Here is a 17,379-nt window from a genome sequence, read left to right on the forward strand (position 1 = left end):
CGCAAATCAGAGGTGGTAGTCGCCTGCGGCTTCCGGCTGGTATTCCACTTCCAGCAGGGTCAGCTTCAGAGTCTTGCCACCCGGCGCCGGCCAGTCGATGTATTGACCAACCTGCAAGCCCAGCAAGGCGCTGCCCACGGGTGCAAGGATCGAAATCTTGCCTTCGTCGGCGTTGGCGTCCTGTGGATAAACCAGGGTCAGGTGGTAGTCCTTGCCACTGCTTTCTTCACGGCAATGCACACGCGAGTTCATGGTTACGACACCGGCCGGGACTTCATCGTGACCCACCAGCGTTTCGGCACGATCCAACTCGGTTTGCAGTGCAATGACGCCTGGCAGCGAGTCGTCCAGGCTGTCGATCAGGCGCTCCAGACGTTGCACGTCAAGGCGGGTAAGGATGATGGATGGTGCAGTACTCATGATCCTGGCTGACTCCTATTTTTTCTGCACAAAAAAGCAAAACCCCGCCAAATAAGACGGGGTTCTCACCGGCCTCGATGTAGCGAGGCGAAGTCGGACACTATCACAGCACACTGAATAAACAAACCGTACCAGTACGAACCTAAAGCCCCCCGGCTGTAGCGCTCTGTTTGCGCTGCAACGCTTGTGCGCAGATCACTCGGCGCCGCTCGTCATCGGCCGAACGCCACTCGCGAATGTCCTCCACATGGCGGAAACAGCCACGGCAGACCTTTTCCTCATCGAGACGGCACAGGCTGATGCATGGCGAACTGACCGCCGGACTGACGTTGCTGTACAGCGGCTTGGGCGGTCGGGCTGCGGCAGGCTGAGTCACGACTTCAGAGACCTTCGAACTCGAGTTTGATATCTGCCTGTTCGAGAACGATGCGCTCCAGCATCTCCCCCAACTGCTCTTCACTCTTGTCGCACATCCAGCGCTCGCTTTCCTCGTCGTAGTCGAAGTGGAAACCACCGGAGCGGGCGGCCAGCCACAGTTGGCGCAAAGGCTCCTGGCGGCTGAAGATCACCTGGCTGCCGTTGTCGAACTTGACGGTGAGCACCCCGGCGGAACTTTCCAGGTCGATGTCCAGGTCGCTCTCATCGAAAATATCCTCCAGCGTCTGCTGGGTGGCGTCCACCAGGTCGTGAAAACGGGCTTCGGTCAAACTCATTGCGGGAACCTCAAAAAGTGTCTACTCACGCTCAAGCGCCGCAAGATACGGGCGCTCCCCGGCGAATGCAAAGGATACCGAACAGGCGGATAAATGCGACGTCCATTGTGCCGGAAGCCGACCAAAGCCTCTCAGCAGCCCCTGGCAAAGGCCCGCTGGACGGGAGTTACGCTGCATAGGCAAGCTGCCGGGTGGCCGGTATACTCGGGCGCAATTTACGCATTCTCAAGGATTTCGCCATGAAGCGCCTGATCTCTTCCCTTGCTGCGCTCGTCGCGGTTGCCTGCCTTGTTACCGCCTGCGGCCAGAAAGGCCCGCTGTATCTGCCTGATGACAGCAAATCCCCTGAAGAACAGGCGAAATCGCAATCGCAGTCGCACAAGCACGACACCTACTAAGGGCTCACCATGGACGCTTTCAACTACCGCGACGGTGAGCTGTTCGCGGAAGGCGTAGCCCTGTCCGCCATTGCCGAGCGTTTCGGCACGCCGACCTACGTCTATTCCCGAGCGCACATCGAGGCCCAGTACCTGGCCTATGCCGAGGCGCTTGCCGGCATGCCGCACCTGGTCTGCTTCGCGGTAAAAGCCAACTCCAACCTGGGCGTGCTGAATGTCCTGGCGCGCTTGGGCGCTGGTTTCGACATCGTCTCCCGGGGCGAGCTGGAGCGTGTCCTGGCCGCTGGCGGCCAAGCCGACAAGATTGTCTTTTCCGGCGTCGGCAAGACCCGTGACGACATGCGCCGGGCCCTGGAAGTGGGCGTCCATTGCTTCAACGTCGAGTCCGCCGAAGAGCTTGAGCGCCTGCAACTGGTGGCCGCCGAGCTGGGTGTTCGCGCGCCGATCTCGCTGCGGGTCAATCCCGACGTCGATGCCGGTACCCACCCGTACATCTCCACCGGCCTCAAGGAAAACAAGTTCGGCATCGACATTGCGACTGCCGAGGACGTGTATATCCGCGCCGCACAGTTGCCGAACCTGGACATCGTCGGTGTCGACTGCCACATCGGCTCTCAGCTGACCACCCTGGCCCCTTTCATCGACGCCCTCGACCGCCTGCTGGATCTGGTGGATCGCCTTGGCGAGTGCGGCATCTACCTGCGCCACATCGATCTGGGTGGCGGTCTGGGTGTGCGTTATCGCGACGAAGAGCCACCACTGGCCGCCGACTACATCAAGGCCGTGCGTGAACGCCTCGATGGCCGCGACCTGGCCCTGGTGTTCGAACCGGGCCGCTTCATCGTGGCCAACGCCGGTGTACTGCTGACCCGGGTCGAGTACCTCAAACACACCGAACACAAGGATTTCGCCATCGTCGACGGCGCCATGAACGACCTGATCCGCCCAGCGCTTTACCAGGCCTGGATGGATGTCAGTGCCGTCCAGCCACGGGATGCCGAACCCCGCACCTACGACATTGTCGGACCGATCTGCGAAACCGGCGACTTCCTCGCCAAGGAGCGCTACCTGGCCCTGGCCGAGGGCGACCTGCTGGCGGTGCATTCCGCCGGCGCCTATGGTTTCGTCATGAGCTCGAACTACAACACCCGCGGCCGTGCCGCAGAAGTACTGGTCGATGGTGACCAGGCTGTTGAAGTGCGTCGCCGCGAGACGGTAGCCGAGTTATTCGCTGGCGAAAGCCTGCTGCCGGAGTAAGACCATGCTGCTGCGTTTTACCAAGATGCACGGTCTGGGCAATGACTTCATGGTTCTCGACCTGGTCAGCCAGCACGCGCATATTCTGCCCAAGCACGCCAAACAATGGGGTGATCGCAATACCGGAATCGGCTTCGATCAACTGCTGATCGTCGAGGCTCCGAGCAACCCGGACGTGGACTTCCGCTATCGGATCTTCAACTCCGACGGCTCCGAAGTGGAACAGTGCGGCAACGGTGCCCGCTGCTTCGCCCGCTTCGTACTGGACAAGCGCCTGACCACCAAGCGTCAGATCCGCGTCGAGACCAAGAGCGGCGTCATCGAACTGGATATCCGCAACGACGGACAGATCAGCGTCAACATGGGTGCTCCGCGCCTGGTGCCAGCGGACATTCCGTTCCAGGCACCGGCCCAAGCCGACAGCTACACGCTGGACGTCGACGGCCGTCAGGTCGAGCTGGCAGCCGTGTCCATGGGCAACCCCCACGCTGTGTTGCGGGTGGATGACATCAACAGCGCGCCGGTGCACGAGTTGGGGCCGAAGATCGAACATCACCCGCGCTTCCCGGCGCGGGTCAACGTGGGCTTTCTTCAGGTCCTGGACCGCCAGCGCGCGCAATTGCGGGTCTGGGAACGTGGCGCCGGGGAAACCCAGGCCTGCGGTACCGGCGCCTGTGCAGCGGCTGTGGCCGCGATCAGCCAGGGGTGGATGGATTCGCCCCTATTGATCGACCTGCCGGGCGGGCGCCTGTCCATTGAATGGGCAGGCCCTGGCCAACCGGTGATGATGACCGGCCCGGCAGTCCGCGTATACGAAGGACAGGTGCGTCTTTAAGTGAGCGAAATCCATGACTGATCAGCCTCAGGTTCCCGCCGAAAAGCCCGACGAGTCACCGTCCGTAAACCTGGAGGCGGCGACCGTCGCCGCCTACCTGGAAGCCCACCCGGATTTCTTCGTCGACCACGACGAATTGCTTCCGGCCTTGCGCATCCCCCACCAGCGCGGCGATACCGTGTCGCTGGTGGAGCGGCAGATGAAGATCCTCCGCGAGCGCAACATCGAGATGCGCCATCGCCTGTCGCAGTTGATGGACGTGGCCCGGGACAACGACCGGCTGTTCGACAAGACCCGCCGCCTGATTCTCGCCCTGATGGATGCCACCAGCCTGGAAGAGGTGGTGATGAGTGTCGAAGACAGCCTGCGCCAGGATTTCCAGGTGCCCTTCGTCAGCCTGATCCTGTTCAGCGACAGCTCCATGCCGGTAGGCCGCTGGGTCTCGGCCGCCGAAGCTCAGGGCGCCATCGGCGGCCTGCTGTCGGAAGGCAAGAGTGTCAGTGGCAGCCTGCGCGAGCACGAACTGGACTTTCTCTTTGGCGAAGAGCAGCGCAAGCAGATCGGCTCCACGGCGGTTGTCGCCCTGGCGCACCAGGGCATGCACGGGGTACTGGCCATCGCCAGCCGTGATCCGCAGCACTACAAGAGCTCGGTAGGCACCCTGTTCCTCAATTACATCGCCGAAGTCACAGGCCGCGTACTGCCGCGCTTCACCCACTCGCTGCGCTCGGTACGCTGACCATGCAACAACAGCTGGACGCCTACTGCGCACACCTGCGCAGTGAGCGCCAGGTGTCGCCCCACACCCTGCTGGCCTACCGTCGCGATCTCGACAAGGTGTTGGGGTTCTGTGAAAAGCAGCAGGTGCGCAGCTGGACCGACCTGGATATCCAGGGCTTGCGCAGCATGATTGCCCGCCTGCACCAACAGGGTCAGTCATCGCGCAGCCTCGCACGGCTACTGTCCGCAGTGCGCGGGCTCTACCACTACCTGAACCGCGAAGGGCTGTGCGATCACGACCCGGCCAACGGCCTGGCGCCGCCCAAAGGCGAACGTCGCCTGCCCAAGACCCTGGATACCGATCGCGCCCTGCAACTGCTCGATGGTGCGGTGGAAGACGACTTCCTGGCGCATCGCGACCAGGCGATCCTGGAACTGTTCTACTCCTGCGGCTTGCGTCTTTCCGAGCTGACCAGCCTGAACCTCGAACAGCTGGATCTGGCGGACGGCCTGGTGCAGGTCCTGGGCAAGGGCAGCAAGACCCGGGTCCTGCCGGTGGGCAAGAAGGCCCGGGAAGCCCTGGCGCTGTGGCTGCCGCTGCGAGCCCTGAGCAACCCGCCCGATGGCGCCCTGTTCGTCAGCCAAAAGGGCCGGCGCCTGGGGCCACGGGCCATCCAGTTGCGGGTCAAGGCCGCCGGCGAGCGGGAACTGGGACAGAACCTGCACCCGCACATGCTGCGCCATTCCTTTGCCAGCCATTTGCTGGAATCCTCCCAGGACCTACGCGCTGTGCAAGAGCTGCTGGGGCATTCGGACATCAAGACCACACAGATCTATACCCACCTGGACTTCCAGCACCTGGCAGCGGTCTACGACAGCGCCCATCCACGGGCCAAACGCAACAAAGGCGGTGAGTAATGACCATCAAGCTGATCACCTTCGACCTCGATGACACCCTGTGGGACACCGCTCCAGTGATCGTCAGCGCCGAAGCCACTCTGCGTCAGTGGCTGACGGACCACGCACCGAATCTTGGCGGCGTACCGGTGGAACACCTGTGGGCCATTCGCGAGCGCGTGCTGCTCGAACAACCACACCTCAAGTACCGGATCAGCGCCCTGCGCCGCCAGGTGCTGTTTCATGCCCTGGAAGAGGCCGGGTATGAGCACAGTCAAGCCAACCAGCTGGCCGATCAGAGCTTCGAAGTATTCCTGCATGCGCGGCATCAGCTGGAGATCTTTCCCGAGGTCCAGCCGACCCTGGAAGCCCTGGCCAATCACTTCGCCCTCGGGGTCGTCACCAACGGCAATGCCGACGTGCGTCGCCTGGGCCTGGCGGACTACTTCAAGTTCGCACTGTGCGCCGAAGACATTGGCATCGCCAAGCCGGACGCCCGGCTGTTCCATGAAGCCCTGCAGCGCGGTGGCGCCACTGCGGATACTGCTGTGCATATCGGCGATCACCCGGGCGACGACATTGCCGGCGCCCAGCAGGCGGGCCTGCGTGCCATCTGGTTCAATCCTGCGGGCAAGACCTGGGAAGCCGAACGCGCCCCTGATGCCGAGATTCGCAGCCTCAAAGAGCTTCCAGCACTGCTGGGCCGCTGGCACAGCGGTGCCTGATGCGGCTCGTTCTGTAGGAGCGAGCTTGCTCGCGATCGCCGCCATGCGGCGCCATTCACCCGGCACGCGCCCATGAAAAAGCCCGCAGCGACGGCGGGCTTTTTCAGCAAGCAAGTAGCAAGGCTCAGATAGGCCGGCTGCCGTACTTGTTATCAGGCTTCTTGGGCGGATCGGCGACCACATTGGCCTCGACTTCCTGCACTTTGCCGCCACGGGCCAGGAACTCTTCCATGGCACGCGCCAGTGCATCACGCTCCTTGTTCTTGGCTTCGACACTCGGCAGCTCGTCTACCGAGACGGCGGCCTTGGCCTTGCCTTTGGCGGTCGGAGCAGGAACATCACTGCCATCGTCTTCCGCCACATCTTCGGCGGCCGCTTCAAGACCTTCTTCGGTATCGTCTTCGTCACCTACTTCGAGGTCGTCGTTTTCCAGATCATCGTCGCTCATGTTCTACCTCATGACTTGCGAAAAGCAGATTAGTTATAGCCCAGCTGCGCCGACTGTCGAAGGCTGCCGGAAAAAAATCAACGTCCACTGATACTCAGCGGCTTATGCCTCATCACCCTGCAGGGTGGCAAGGACTTTGCGAGCACCGCCATGATCGCGATGCTCGCCCAGATAAACACCTTGCCAGGTGCCTAGCGCCAAGCGCCCCGCCGCTACCGGCAAAGTCAGCTGACAGCCTAGCAAACTGGCTTTGAAGTGCGCCGGAAGGTCGTCCGCGCCCTCGTCGTCATGTTCGTACCCGGCCATGCCTTGAGGCACCAGGGTGTTGAAGAAACGCTCGAAGTCACGCCGTACCGCCGGATCGGCGTTCTCGTTGATGGTCAACGAGGCCGAGGTATGTTGTAGCCATAAATGCAGCAGACCAACCCGACATGCCCTCAACTCGGGCAGGCCGGCGAGCAACTCGTCCGTCACCAGATGAAAGCCCCGGGGCCTGGCCCGCAGGGTAATCAGGGTCTGTTGCCACATACCGTTCTCCACGCTTCGGCGCGCATTCTAGCGCGCTCAGGGAAAAAACAAAGCGCCGAATAATCCTGCTTTAGTGTAAGCATTTGCCCTGCTGGATATCGCCATGGCAAACACGCCAATGCCTATCAGAAAAACCTTTCAGCCTTTCTCAATGACAAACGCCAGGCAAAAAAATGCCCGGCCGGAGCCGGGCTTTTTTTCAGCCGCGATTACAGGTTGTAACCACGCTCGTTGTGTTGCGCCAGATCGAGACCGACCGCTTCCTCTTCCTCGGTAACCCGCAGCCCCATGACGGCATCCAGGACCTTGAGAATGATGAAGGTAACGATCGCGGTGTAGATCACGGTAAAGCCCACACCTTTGCACTGAATCCAGACTTGCGCGGCGATGTCGGTCACGGTGCCGAAGCCGCCCAGAGATGGAGCGGCGAACACACCGGTAAGGATCGCGCCGAGAATACCGCCGATGCCATGAACGCCGAAGGCATCCAGGGAGTCGTCATAACCCAGCTTGCGCTTGAGGCTGGTGGCGCAGAAGAAGCACACCACGCCAGCGGCCAGGCCAATAATCAGGGCGCCCATCGGGCCAACCGTGCCAGCTGCCGGAGTGATTGCCACCAGACCGGCGACCACACCCGAAGCGATACCCAGTGCGCTTGGCTTGCCGTGGGTGATCCACTCGGCAAACATCCAGCCCAGAGCCGCGGCGGCAGTAGCGATCTGTGTCACCAGCATGGCCATGCCGGCAGTGCCGTTGGCCGCAGCAGCGGAACCGGCGTTAAAGCCGAACCAACCGACCCACAGCATGGCTGCGCCCATCAGGGTGTAACCCAGGTTGTGGGGAGCCATTGGCGTGGTAGGGAAACCTTTGCGCTTGCCCAGCACCAGGCAAGCCACCAGGCCTGCGATACCGGCGTTGATGTGGACCACGGTGCCGCCGGCGAAGTCCAGCACGCCCCAGTCCCACATCAGGCCGCCGTTGCCGGACCAGACCATGTGCGCGATCGGTGCATACACCAGGGTGAACCAGACACCCATGAAGATCAGCATGGCGGAGAATTTCATCCGCTCGGCGAAGGCACCGACAATCAACGCCGGAGTAATGATGGCGAAAGTCATCTGGAAGGTGATGAACACCGCTTCAGGGAACAGCGCCGCCGGGCCGGTTACGCTGGCTGGGGTCACGCCCGCCAGGAAAGCCTTGCCCAGGCCCCCGAAGAAGGAGTTGAAGTTGACGACTCCCTGCTCCATGCCCGTCGTGTCGAACGCAATGCTGTAGCCATAGATGACCCACAGAATGCTGATCAGGCCGGTAATGGCGAAGCACTGCATCATCACCGAAAGAATGTTTTTCGACCGCACCATGCCGCCGTAGAACAGCGCCAGGCCAGGAATGGTCATGAACAGCACCAAGGCTGTGGAAGTCAGCATCCAGGCGGTGTCGCCGGAATTGAGGACTGGAGCTGCCACTTCGTCTGCTGCCATGGCCAGGCCAGGCATTACGAGGGACAAAAGGGCTCCTAGCCCTGCGAATTTACGCAGAGTCATATTGTTTTCTCCTGGGGCGTTGGGTTTGGCGGCTTAGATTGCGTCGGTATCGGTTTCGCCGGTACGGATGCGAATAGCCTGTTCCAGATTGACCACGAAGATCTTGCCGTCACCGATCTTGCCGGTGTTGGCGGCCTTGGTTATCGCCTCGATAACCCGGTCAAGATCCTTGTCGTCAATGGCGACATCGATCTTCACCTTGGGCAGGAAATCCACCACATACTCCGCACCGCGATACAGCTCGGTGTGACCCTTCTGCCGGCCGAAGCCTTTGACCTCAGTGACGGTAATGCCCTGCACGCCGATCTCGGACAGCGACTCGCGCACGTCGTCCAATTTGAACGGCTTGATGATGGCAGTGACTAGCTTCATGAAACTCTCTCCCGAATTGGTGGACTTGCCCCAGGAAAACAAACCCGACTCAAGTCTAAGCGCAGTGCCTGGCTTTGTAACGCATCGTCGGCCTTCCTCAGCCAGACCGACGCCAGCTAACCGCTTCTGACGAAACACTCCCCGCTCCGCCTGCCGCACTGCATTCGTCACAGCGACTGCATCAGTGCATGGGTCACCAGGGTCTAAGCAGAAAGCTTGCCAGCTCGGGAAAAATCAGTGATTTCAATCCTTTGCCCAGGGCCGCCCGGGCTTGCCACAAATCGGCACTGCGGATACGCACAATAACGGTGCGTGAGCGCCCGCCCAAATGCGCGAAAAACGTGCAGGCCGGGCATCACCAAGCCCTTGAGCCGTGCGTGATACACTGCGGCCCATCTGCTATTCAGGACACTCCCATGCTCGCGCCCAAAGACCTTCTCGATGCCCTGAGCGGCCACGCCTCGCGTTTGCTCAGCGGTGAAACACCTCTGCCTCGCAATGAAATCGAAAGCCAGTTCAAGGCCCTGCTGCAAAGCGGCTTCAGCAAGCTGGACCTGGTCAGCCGGGAAGAATTCGACAGCCAGATGGTGGTCCTGGCCCGCACCCGGGCACGCCTGGAAAGCCTCGAGGCCAAAGTGGCGGAGCTGGAAGCCCGACTCAATCCGACAGCGCAATGAGCTGAACCCGCGATTCGCCGGCAAGCCGGCTCCTACAAACCTGGAGCCGGTTTGCCAACGAAAGCCGTAGCGCCGGTGACATATCCTGTGCGCATTCAAAGCCTCCTCCCGCCAAAGCCCTCATCTATCCTTGCAGCACCGCAGGACGCGGTTCCCGCCGTCTCAAGGAAGATCCCCCCATGTCCCTGGCAATCATCCACAGCCGTGCCCAAGTGGGCGTACAGGCTCCGGCTGTCAGCGTTGAAGTGCACCTGGCCAACGGCCTACCGAGCCTGACCCTGGTCGGGCTGCCGGAAGCCGCAGTCAAGGAAAGCAAGGACCGGGTGCGCAGCGCCATTCTCAACGCCGGATTCAATTTCCCGTCTCGACGCATCACCCTCAACCTGGCTCCGGCGGACTTGCCCAAGGATGGTGGACGATTCGACCTGGCCATCGCCCTGGGCATCCTCGCCGCCAGCGTGCAGGTGCCGGCCCTGGCACTGGACAACATCGAATGCCTGGGTGAGCTGGCCTTGTCCGGCGAGGTGCGAGCGGTGCGCGGTGTGCTCCCGGCCGCGCTGGCGGCACGCAAGGCTGGACACACCCTGCTGGTGCCCCGTGCCAATGCCGAGGAAGCCTGCTTGGCCTCGGGCCTGCAGGTGATCGCCGTAGACCATCTGCTGGAGGCCGTCGCCCACTTCAATGGTCACGCCCCCCTCCCGCCTTACGTCAGCGACGGTTTGCAGGAAAATCACTCGCCCTACCCCGACCTGCGGGAAGTCCAGGGTCAACTGGCCGCCAAGCGTGCCCTGCTGATCGCTGCCGCCGGCGCCCACAATCTGCTGTTCAGCGGCCCGCCCGGCACCGGCAAGACCTTGCTGGCCAGTCGCTTGCCCGGCCTGCTACCACCCTTGCAGGAAGAAGAAGCCCTGGAAGTCGCGGCCATTCAATCGGTGAGCAGCCACAAGCCGCTGCGCCACTGGCCCCAGCGCCCCTTCCGCCAACCCCATCATTCGGCATCAGGCCCTGCGCTGGTAGGTGGCGGCTCGAAACCACAACCGGGAGAAATCACCCTGGCCCATCACGGCGTGTTGTTTCTCGATGAATTGCCGGAGTTCGACCGCAAGGTCCTGGAGGTTCTGCGCGAGCCCATGGAGTCGGGCCAGATCGTCATCGCACGCGCTCGCGACCGGGTGCAGTTCCCGGCGCGCTTCCAACTGGTAGCCGCCATGAACCCCTGCCCCTGTGGCTACCTTGGCGATCCCAGCGGACGATGCCGCTGCACGCCGGAACAGATCCAGCGCTATCGCAACAAGCTGTCCGGCCCGTTGCTGGATCGCATCGACCTGCACCTGACCGTGGCCCGCGAAGCCACCACCCTGAACCCCGAGCCGCAACCGGGAGACGACAGCGCCAGCGCCGCCGCCCGAGTGGCTCTAGCTCGCGAGCTGCAACAACAACGCCAGGGCTGCGCCAATGCCCATCTCGACCTCCCCGGCCTACGGCGCCATTGCCGGTTATCCACGGCAGACGAACGCTGGCTGGAAGCGGCCTGCGAACGCCTGGGCCTGTCGCTACGAGCCGCCCACCGCCTGCTGAAGGTGGCCCGGACCCTGGCCGATCTCGAGCAGGCGGCACGAATCAACCGCGAGCATCTGGCAGAAGCCCTGCACTATCGGCCGAGCACAAGTTGAAGGGTCACTCCTTGGACAGATCCACCAGCGGCGTGGGGCGCACTTCGGTCTGGCGCCCATCCTGAATCTTACTGACAAGACTCAGGGCATTATCCACAGCGGCCTTGTCCGCCAGCAGGCTGTAGCGGATCTGGAATTGCCGTTGCTCCTTGGCTCCGATGGTCGGCACCAGGTTCAGCGGATGCTGATAGCGACGGTTGTAGGAGAAACTGGTGCCCGGTTCCAACCCCGTCACATAACCCTGGCCCTGGGTGTCGGTGTTCTTCCATAGCGAGAACACCGGCAACTGCTGGGTATTGAAGCCCAGCGATACGCCGAGACTGCCCGCCTTGTTATGCAGCACCGCCAGGGTCTCGCCCTGAGTGTCGGCGTAGGGCACGACGTTGTAGACGGTCTCGTCATAGTCACGGGTCGGGCCGCGATAGGTCTGCCAGTCCGCCAGATCGGCCTTGGCCTTGTCGTTGAAGGGCGAGACCTGCTTCACCGGTGCCGCAAATTTCGCCCCCTGCTCAAGGAACGGCGTGCTGAAGTTGCTGTGGTACAGCGCCTGGTACTCCTTGGGATAATCACCGTTGTTGGTCAAGCGATCATTGAGCGTGAAACTGGTGCTGCCGGGCTCGGTGACCAGTTCGGTGGCAACGCTGAAATCGACCTTCTTGAACGCCTGTTCCTTGAGCTCGCCACGCAAGTGAATGGCGTACGGCGGTTTTTCGTCGATGTGCAGAGTGACCTTGCTGGCGGGAATGTTCGCCGCGCGGCCATGCAGGGTCAGCAGCTCGCCATTGTCCAGCCCAGGGTGCCCGACCCATTCGTAACCGCAGCGCGTCACCAGCTCATTGAAGCCCTCCAGCCAGCCCAGGCCACCGCGGCCATTGAGTTCGATGAACGCCGGGTTGACCACTTCCTTGACCGGTGAATCCCAGCCCAGGCGCACATCGCCCACCGAGGCCTGCAACACATTCATGCCCCGGGTCGGCACCACCGAGAGCTTCATCACGCCATTGTCGATGTCGATGATGCTCACCCCTTCCTGGCGACCGCCATGCAAGGTGCGCAGGGTCACGGAAAAAGGTTGCGGGGTCTTCACCCCCAACTGCTGACTGGTGAGGTGCAGGTTCTGGGCCGCCTTGTCGCTGTCGAGCAACACATAGTCCCAGGCCATGGCGTGGGAAGTGGCGGTCAGCGCAGCGAGGGTGACAAGCAGTTTGAGGGAGGTCATGGAAAGGTGCCCTTATTGGAGTTGTAATGGATTTATAGCGCTGAAGAATCGTTTCAGCAAGCTGCAAAATCGCAGTACGACTACCAGATCCAATCACTCCCGCTCACCCCCTCAGTCCTGGAAACCCAGCAGCAATCCCGCCACCTCCAGAACTTCATCCAGGGCAGCCGCGGCGGCCTCGGGCGAGGCCCGCAGCAGCAGGTCATCGGCGTAGCCCATGGCCTGGGCGAAGAGCTGCCGCGCCACCCGCTCGGGGCTGGCACAGCGAAACACTCCGGACTGCACACCACTGTCGACGATCGTTGCCAGCATCTGCTGCCACTGGCCGTTGATCTTCAGGTAGGCCTCGGCCAGCTCCTCGTCATGCATGGCCTCATCCCAGGCATCCAACCACAGCGCCCAGCCGTCATAGGTGGAATCGGGCAGGCAATGGCTGAGAAAACCCTGCAGGGCCTCCAGGGGCGCAGCGCCTTGCAGCGGTGCGCCCAACGCCTCCAGCTGTTGATTGGCAAACCGTATGAAGGCCTCGCGGCGCAGCTCCTTCCAATCACTGAAGTAGTGATAGACATGGCTGCGAGACAACCCGGCATGTTCGGCCAGGTCACGGGTCGAGACATCGGCGAAGCCCTTGCTACGGAACAGCTCCAGGGCCGCATCGATGATCTGGTCTTTACGGTCGTTACGGGACATGGGCAATCGGACCTCTTGACGCCGAGATGGACGGCGCTTGCATTTTGAGCGGTCGCTCAAAGATAATTGAGCAGTCGCTCAATATTAACCGTTATCACACCTGTGGTGCACCCATGTCTGTCGTCACCCCATCCGCTGTCGTCGACTCCACTCAAAAGATCGGTCAGCAATCCGCTGGCCAGACACTCAAGGCCATTGCCCGGGCGTACCCGGGCAAGCTGTTTGTCACGTTGTCCCTGGTGGCGCTAGAGAACGCCCTGCTGCTGGCCTACCCGCTGTTTGCCGGGTTCGCCGTAGACTCGATCCTGCGGGGTGACACCACCCACGCGCTGATCTACGCCCTGGTGGTGCTGGGCTTCTGGGTCGTGGGGGCCGCGCGGCGAGCGGTGGACACCCGCACCTTCACCCGCATCTACGCCGACCTGGCGGTGCCGGTGATCCTCAATCAGCGCCTGCAGCAGCAAAACACTTCCACGGCAGCGGCGCGGGTGGTGCTGGCCAGGGAGTTCGTCGACTTCTTCGAAAAGCATGTGCCGACCATCGCCACCGCCCTGGTATCGATTGTCGGAGCCGCGATCATGCTGCTGGTGATCGAACCCTGGATCGGCCTTGCCTGCCTGGGGGCCCTGCTGCTGTGCGTCACCCTGCTGCCGCGCTTTGCACGGCGCAATCAGCAGTTGCACGAACGCCTGAACGATCGACTGGAAAAGGAAATCGGCCTGGTGGCCAAGGTCGGCGCCGCCTCGCTGCAGCGCCACTATCGGCTGCTGTCGCGGCTGCGTATCTGGCTCTCGGACCGGGAGGCGGCGGCCTATCTGTTTCTGGGCGCCGTAGCGGCGATTCTGTTCGTCATTGCCATCAGTCAGCTGGCGCTGTCACCCGAGGTCAAGGCCGGGCATGTGTATGCGGTGATGACTTACCTGTGGACCTTCGTCAGCAGCGTCGACGAGGCCCCGACCATGGTCGATCAACTGGCGCGCCTGCGGGACATCGGCAAGCGCGTGGACCCAGGACTGGGTGAGCCGACCGAGCCCCGGTAAACCTCAGAACGGCCGGATGCGATAGCCGCCGGCGTTCTGCTCAGCGAACTTGTAGTACGCCGAGAGGTTGATCTTCTCGCTGATGTGCTGGGTGAAAGACACCCCGTCATCTCCCCAGACCCGGCCGATGTGGCTGTAGGCAAAGGCCTGGGTCGCCCACTTCTTGTCAACCTTGGACATATTGTTCATGGCCACATAGCCGGATGACTGATCGGACATGCCACTGACCTTGCCACTGACATCGTTCTGGCCATTGGTCACCGGCGAGATGAACACCTTGGCGCTGGAGGTCCGGGCCTCGGCGTACTGGGAAAGCTTCTGGTTCTCCGAGTGATTGAGCACCAGCAGGACCTTGCCCTGCAGCTGGCTGGCGGTGGGCCAGGACTTGCCCTTGAGGTTTTTTTGCAAGGCCCCGGCACTGCTGCCTATGTGCGTTGCCAGGTCCTGGGGGGTATAGAGCTTGCCCTGGAAAATCCGCGTCATCAGCTCATCGAAGTCCTTCGGTGTGCGCCCCGAACTTTCCTTGGACCAGCCCTGCTTCTTGTCCAGGATCAGCGTGATGGGGAAATGCCCGGGGTGATTGTCGCTCCAGTTCTTCACGTCGTTCAGGCAGGCTTCGAGATCGTTCTTGCCCGTGCCGTCGCCGGTGCAGTTGTTGTCATTGCCGGACTGGAACAGGGTGCCGGGGTTATGCCGCACGAACCAGTGACGGGGTGAACCGCCGCTCACCGCATCGCGCTGATCCCAGAAGTCCAGTTCCAGGGTGCGCACACTGTCGAGCACACTGGTGAAGGTGCGCGCATATTGCTTCTCGTAGCAGTTATGGCAGGCCACCTGGGCAATGCCGTTGAACGGCGTGCTCCAGGTCGCCGGGGCAATGAACGCCGGGCTTTCCTCGCTGAGAGCCATCTGGCTGAACACCAGTGCCGACAGGGCGAGTACGCGCGGGACAAAACGAGTGAGATGAGTCATGCCAGCTCCTGCTGAAAGAGAAGTCCTTGAAGGGCCAATCGCTGCTCATCTGTTTTAGTCGAATCAAGCGTCATTGCAACATTCACCCTGCAACCCAGGGTTGCAGGGTGAAATGGCCGCGGTCAGCGGAAGCGGTCGACTTCCTGGCGCAGGTCGGCGGCCAGTGTTTCCAGTTCACGGGCAGTGACTGCCAGGTTGGACACCACTTCCCGTTGCTCGCTGTTGGCCTGGGCAATGCTCTGCAGGTTGCTGCTGAGCACCGTGGCGGTGCTGCTCTGCTCCTGGGTGGCCGTGGTGATGGCGGCGAACTGCTCGCCGGCGCTGCGGCTCTGCTCGTCGATCAGAGCCAGGGCCGAAGCCACGTCGGCGTTGCGCGACAAGCCTTCCTGCATCAGTCGGTTGCCCTGCTCCATGGTTTCGATGGCGTGGCCGGTTTCCTGCTGGATGCTGTTGATCATCTGCGAGATTTCGTCCGTGGCCTCGCGGGTACGCGACGCCAGGTTGCGTACCTCATCCGCCACCACGGCGAAGCCGCGACCCTGCTCGCCGGCACGGGCCGCCTCAATGGCGGCGTTGAGAGCGAGCAGGTTGGTCTGGTCGGCAATCGCAGTGATCACCCCGACAATTCCGCCGATCTCCTGGGAGCGTTGGCCCAGGGTATTGATCACCGTAGCCGTGCTGTTGAGCGCCCCGGCAATCTGCTCAAGGGACGATGACGCCTGTTCCATGGACTCGCGGCCGATGTGGGTTTGCTGGGCGTTTTCCTGGGCCAGGCGCTGAGTGCTGCCCATATTGTCAGCGATGTTCAGCGACGTGGCGCTGAACTCCTCCACCGCCCCCGCCATGCTGGTGATCTCGCCCGACTGCTGCTCCATGCCCTCATAGGCACCGCTGGACAGGCCGGACAAGGCCTGGGCCCGGCCGTTGACCTCAGCGGCAGAACGGCGGATGTGCTCGACCATGGTCGACAAGGCTTCACCCATCTGGTTGAAGCTACGAGCCAGTTGGCCGATCTCATCGTGGCTGGATACATTCAACCGCGCACTCAGGTCGCCACCGCCCAGGGCCTGGGCCTGACGCACCAGATCACTCAAGGGTGCCAGCTTGCTGCGCAGCAGCCAGACCGTGGCGCCCACCGCCAGCAACATCGCCAACAGGCTGCCGATCACCAGACGGATACCGACGCTCCAGGTCACCGCCCGGATCTCGGCCTTGGGCATGCTCGCCACCACCGCCCAGGGCCCACCGGCAAAAGGCACCGCCAGGCTGTAGAAGTCTTCGCCCTGGTCGCTCCAGAAGCGCCCCTTGCCCGGCTCCTTCGCCGCATCGGTCATGACCTGCGCGGCCTGATCCAGGCCTTGCACGCCCGCCGGCGGCACCAGCCACTTGTGCTGCTCGTCCAGCAAGGCCAGGGAGCCGCTCTGTCCGATGCGGAAGCGCTTGAGATTGTCGAACTGGGCATTCTGCGCATCGGTGTAGTCAAAACCAACGAACAGCACGGCAATCACCTTGCCGGCACGATCCAGCACCGGGGTGTACTGGGTCATGTAGAAGCGCTCGAACAACAGCGCCCGGCCAACATAACCCTGCCCCGCCATGAGTTTCTGATAGGCCGGGTGGGCGTGGTCGAGCAAGGTGCCAATGGCCCGGCTGCCGTCCTGTTTGCTCAGGGAGGTACTGACCCGAATGAAGTCGTCGCCGCTGCGCACGAACAGGGTCGCCACCCCGGCGGTCATCTGCTTGAACTCGTCCACTTCCTCGAAGTTGTTGTTCAGCACCATGTCCCCCAGGTGCAGCCCGGGGGTCTGGACCCCAGCCACTGTCACCGGTTGTTCGGGATGCAGGCTCATGCCGCTGCTGAAGCGGTTTTCAAACAAGCCACTGAGGCGCTGGGTGCTTTCGCGCAGGCTGCTGTGAAAGGTGTTGAGCTGGTCCGCCAGCAGGCGCGCTTCGCTGGCCAAGTGCTCTTCTCGGGTGTCGAGATTCGCCGAATCCAGAGAACGCAGGGCAAACAGGGTACTGCCGCTGATCACCAGGGCGAGTATCAGGGCAAGGGCAAGCCCTAGCTGGGAGGCTATCCGGGCACGGGGTTGGGACATGATGGCTCCTGGCCGAGAAGGCGGATCATCCTGATCGAGTGGCACGCTCGGCAACAATATTTCTAAGTGTTTTTAGTAATTAGGACCTTCCTGAACGCTGGTTCCATGTCCTAGGATTCGGCGGCGCCGGGCAATACTTGAGCGTCTTG

20 protein-coding genes are annotated in these 17,379 nt (G+C 62.2%); 9 read left to right on the forward strand and 11 right to left on the reverse strand.

Annotation, left to right across the window (positions count from 1 at the left end; translation table 11 throughout):
* Nucleotides 1–6: 6 nt before the first annotated feature.
* The 3 genes from rnk to cyaY all read right to left on the reverse strand — a co-directional run bounded on the left by rnk (nucleotide 7) and on the right by cyaY (nucleotide 1,133).
* A complete protein-coding gene (gene rnk / locus ACSSVC_RS02605; RefSeq protein WP_011064182.1) occupies nucleotides 7–420 on the reverse strand; it encodes a nucleoside diphosphate kinase regulator in 414 nt (137 codons plus the stop codon).
* Between the two features lie 142 nt (nucleotides 421–562).
* Entirely contained in the window at nucleotides 563–796 is a 234-nt protein-coding gene (locus ACSSVC_RS02610) for a DUF1289 domain-containing protein (RefSeq protein ID WP_346633367.1), read from the reverse strand.
* A 4-nt stretch (nucleotides 797–800) separates the two neighbouring features.
* Complete coding sequence (gene cyaY, locus ACSSVC_RS02615; RefSeq protein WP_011064183.1) at nucleotides 801–1,133, reverse strand: iron donor protein CyaY; 333 nt, start codon at nucleotides 1,131–1,133, stop codon at nucleotides 801–803.
* A gap of 239 nt (nucleotides 1,134–1,372) precedes the next feature.
* Between cyaY and lptM the strand changes: the two genes are divergently transcribed.
* From lptM to ACSSVC_RS02645, 6 genes are read left to right on the forward strand one after another with little or no spacing between them, the layout of a single operon-like run.
* Nucleotides 1,373–1,531, forward strand: a complete 159-nt coding sequence (gene lptM / locus ACSSVC_RS02620; RefSeq protein ID WP_011064184.1) for an LPS translocon maturation chaperone LptM — start codon at nucleotides 1,373–1,375, stop codon at nucleotides 1,529–1,531.
* A gap of 9 nt (nucleotides 1,532–1,540) precedes the next feature.
* The gene (lysA, locus tag ACSSVC_RS02625) at nucleotides 1,541–2,788 is read left to right on the forward strand and encodes a diaminopimelate decarboxylase (RefSeq protein WP_346633368.1); all 1,248 of its coding nucleotides are present in this window, start codon (nucleotides 1,541–1,543) and stop codon (nucleotides 2,786–2,788) included.
* 4 nt (nucleotides 2,789–2,792) lie between these two features.
* Complete coding sequence (gene dapF / locus ACSSVC_RS02630; protein WP_346633369.1) at nucleotides 2,793–3,623, forward strand: diaminopimelate epimerase; 831 nt, start codon at nucleotides 2,793–2,795, stop codon at nucleotides 3,621–3,623.
* Between the two features lie 13 nt (nucleotides 3,624–3,636).
* Complete coding sequence (locus ACSSVC_RS02635) at nucleotides 3,637–4,362, forward strand: DUF484 family protein (RefSeq protein WP_404937893.1); 726 nt, start codon at nucleotides 3,637–3,639, stop codon at nucleotides 4,360–4,362.
* Between the two features lie 2 nt (nucleotides 4,363–4,364).
* Nucleotides 4,365–5,261 carry a tyrosine recombinase XerC gene (gene xerC / locus ACSSVC_RS02640; protein ID WP_123726803.1) on the forward strand — a complete coding sequence of 299 codons (897 nt, stop codon included), beginning with the start codon at nucleotides 4,365–4,367 and terminating at the stop codon, nucleotides 5,259–5,261.
* Entirely contained in the window at nucleotides 5,261–5,965 is a 705-nt protein-coding gene (locus tag ACSSVC_RS02645; RefSeq protein WP_346633372.1) for an HAD family hydrolase, read from the forward strand. Before xerC ends, ACSSVC_RS02645 begins: the two co-directional genes overlap by 1 nt.
* Before the next feature lie 124 nt (nucleotides 5,966–6,089).
* On the opposite strand, the gene sutA is transcribed toward ACSSVC_RS02645, so the two are convergent.
* The 4 genes from sutA to glnK all read right to left on the reverse strand — a co-directional run bounded on the left by sutA (nucleotide 6,090) and on the right by glnK (nucleotide 8,860).
* Nucleotides 6,090–6,413: a dormancy-specific transcriptional regulator SutA gene (gene sutA, locus ACSSVC_RS02650; protein WP_123726805.1), complete on the reverse strand. Its 324-nt coding sequence runs from the start codon at nucleotides 6,411–6,413 to the stop codon at nucleotides 6,090–6,092.
* A 102-nt stretch (nucleotides 6,414–6,515) separates the two neighbouring features.
* Nucleotides 6,516–6,941: a secondary thiamine-phosphate synthase enzyme YjbQ gene (locus ACSSVC_RS02655; protein WP_123726806.1), complete on the reverse strand. Its 426-nt coding sequence runs from the start codon at nucleotides 6,939–6,941 to the stop codon at nucleotides 6,516–6,518.
* 209 nt (nucleotides 6,942–7,150) lie between these two features.
* Complete coding sequence (locus ACSSVC_RS02660) at nucleotides 7,151–8,488, reverse strand: ammonium transporter (protein ID WP_346633373.1); 1,338 nt, start codon at nucleotides 8,486–8,488, stop codon at nucleotides 7,151–7,153.
* A gap of 33 nt (nucleotides 8,489–8,521) precedes the next feature.
* Nucleotides 8,522–8,860, reverse strand: coding sequence for a P-II family nitrogen regulator (gene glnK / locus ACSSVC_RS02665; protein ID WP_002555808.1), 339 nt, complete (start codon nucleotides 8,858–8,860; stop codon nucleotides 8,522–8,524).
* Between the two features lie 416 nt (nucleotides 8,861–9,276).
* Between glnK and ACSSVC_RS02670 the strand changes: the two genes are divergently transcribed.
* Both ACSSVC_RS02670 and ACSSVC_RS02675 read left to right on the forward strand, forming a co-directional pair.
* A complete protein-coding gene (locus ACSSVC_RS02670) occupies nucleotides 9,277–9,537 on the forward strand; it encodes an accessory factor UbiK family protein (RefSeq protein WP_346633374.1) in 261 nt (86 codons plus the stop codon).
* Between the two features lie 179 nt (nucleotides 9,538–9,716).
* Nucleotides 9,717–11,210, forward strand: coding sequence for a YifB family Mg chelatase-like AAA ATPase (locus tag ACSSVC_RS02675; RefSeq protein ID WP_492611968.1), 1,494 nt, complete (start codon nucleotides 9,717–9,719; stop codon nucleotides 11,208–11,210).
* A gap of 4 nt (nucleotides 11,211–11,214) precedes the next feature.
* On the opposite strand, the gene ACSSVC_RS02680 is transcribed toward ACSSVC_RS02675, so the two are convergent.
* Nucleotides 11,215–12,429: an aldose 1-epimerase family protein gene (locus ACSSVC_RS02680; protein ID WP_492611969.1), complete on the reverse strand. Its 1,215-nt coding sequence runs from the start codon at nucleotides 12,427–12,429 to the stop codon at nucleotides 11,215–11,217.
* A gap of 111 nt (nucleotides 12,430–12,540) precedes the next feature.
* Nucleotides 12,541–13,119: a TetR/AcrR family transcriptional regulator gene (locus tag ACSSVC_RS02685; RefSeq protein ID WP_346633397.1), complete on the reverse strand. Its 579-nt coding sequence runs from the start codon at nucleotides 13,117–13,119 to the stop codon at nucleotides 12,541–12,543.
* A gap of 113 nt (nucleotides 13,120–13,232) precedes the next feature.
* On the opposite strand from ACSSVC_RS02685, the gene ACSSVC_RS02690 reads away from it, so the two are divergent.
* Nucleotides 13,233–14,159, forward strand: coding sequence for an ABC transporter six-transmembrane domain-containing protein (locus tag ACSSVC_RS02690; RefSeq protein WP_346633398.1), 927 nt, complete (start codon nucleotides 13,233–13,235; stop codon nucleotides 14,157–14,159).
* Between the two features lie 3 nt (nucleotides 14,160–14,162).
* Here the strand turns inward: ACSSVC_RS02690 and ACSSVC_RS02695 are convergent, their stop codons facing one another.
* Nucleotides 14,163–15,131: a Ca2+-dependent phosphoinositide-specific phospholipase C gene (locus tag ACSSVC_RS02695; RefSeq protein ID WP_492611970.1), complete on the reverse strand. Its 969-nt coding sequence runs from the start codon at nucleotides 15,129–15,131 to the stop codon at nucleotides 14,163–14,165.
* Between the two features lie 122 nt (nucleotides 15,132–15,253).
* Nucleotides 15,254–17,230, reverse strand: a complete 1,977-nt coding sequence (locus tag ACSSVC_RS02700; protein ID WP_346633400.1) for a methyl-accepting chemotaxis protein — start codon at nucleotides 17,228–17,230, stop codon at nucleotides 15,254–15,256.
* Nucleotides 17,231–17,379: the final 149 nt, after the last annotated feature.

The organism is Pseudomonas sp. E1BtOHC1 (assembly GCF_058744285.1).

Excerpts from the sequence above, each read along its gene's own strand:
- ACSSVC_RS02680 (WP_492611969.1), bottom strand. The coding sequence starts at position 12,429 with ATGACCTCCCTCAAACTGCTTGTCACCCTCGCTGCGCTGACCGCCACT.
- lptM (WP_011064184.1), top strand. The coding sequence starts at position 1,373 with ATGAAGCGCCTGATCTCTTCCCTTGCTGCGCTCGTCGCGGTTGCCTGC.
- glnK (WP_002555808.1), bottom strand. The coding sequence starts at position 8,860 with ATGAAGCTAGTCACTGCCATCATCAAGCCGTTCAAATTGGACGACGTG.
- lysA (WP_346633368.1), top strand. The coding sequence starts at position 1,541 with ATGGACGCTTTCAACTACCGCGACGGTGAGCTGTTCGCGGAAGGCGTA.
- sutA (WP_123726805.1), bottom strand. The coding sequence starts at position 6,413 with ATGAGCGACGATGATCTGGAAAACGACGACCTCGAAGTAGGTGACGAA.
- ACSSVC_RS02685 (WP_346633397.1), bottom strand. The coding sequence starts at position 13,119 with ATGTCCCGTAACGACCGTAAAGACCAGATCATCGATGCGGCCCTGGAG.
- ACSSVC_RS02645 (WP_346633372.1), top strand. The coding sequence starts at position 5,261 with ATGACCATCAAGCTGATCACCTTCGACCTCGATGACACCCTGTGGGAC.
- dapF (WP_346633369.1), top strand. The coding sequence starts at position 2,793 with ATGCTGCTGCGTTTTACCAAGATGCACGGTCTGGGCAATGACTTCATG.
- ACSSVC_RS02695 (WP_492611970.1), bottom strand. The coding sequence starts at position 15,131 with ATGACTCATCTCACTCGTTTTGTCCCGCGCGTACTCGCCCTGTCGGCA.
- ACSSVC_RS02700 (WP_346633400.1), bottom strand. The coding sequence starts at position 17,230 with ATGTCCCAACCCCGTGCCCGGATAGCCTCCCAGCTAGGGCTTGCCCTT.
- xerC (WP_123726803.1), top strand. The coding sequence starts at position 4,365 with ATGCAACAACAGCTGGACGCCTACTGCGCACACCTGCGCAGTGAGCGC.
- ACSSVC_RS02670 (WP_346633374.1), top strand. The coding sequence starts at position 9,277 with ATGCTCGCGCCCAAAGACCTTCTCGATGCCCTGAGCGGCCACGCCTCG.
- ACSSVC_RS02690 (WP_346633398.1), top strand. The coding sequence starts at position 13,233 with ATGTCTGTCGTCACCCCATCCGCTGTCGTCGACTCCACTCAAAAGATC.
- ACSSVC_RS02635 (WP_404937893.1), top strand. The coding sequence starts at position 3,637 with ATGACTGATCAGCCTCAGGTTCCCGCCGAAAAGCCCGACGAGTCACCG.
- ACSSVC_RS02675 (WP_492611968.1), top strand. The coding sequence starts at position 9,717 with ATGTCCCTGGCAATCATCCACAGCCGTGCCCAAGTGGGCGTACAGGCT.
- ACSSVC_RS02660 (WP_346633373.1), bottom strand. The coding sequence starts at position 8,488 with ATGACTCTGCGTAAATTCGCAGGGCTAGGAGCCCTTTTGTCCCTCGTA.
- ACSSVC_RS02655 (WP_123726806.1), bottom strand. The coding sequence starts at position 6,941 with ATGTGGCAACAGACCCTGATTACCCTGCGGGCCAGGCCCCGGGGCTTT.
- rnk (WP_011064182.1), bottom strand. The coding sequence starts at position 420 with ATGAGTACTGCACCATCCATCATCCTTACCCGCCTTGACGTGCAACGT.
- cyaY (WP_011064183.1), bottom strand. The coding sequence starts at position 1,133 with ATGAGTTTGACCGAAGCCCGTTTTCACGACCTGGTGGACGCCACCCAG.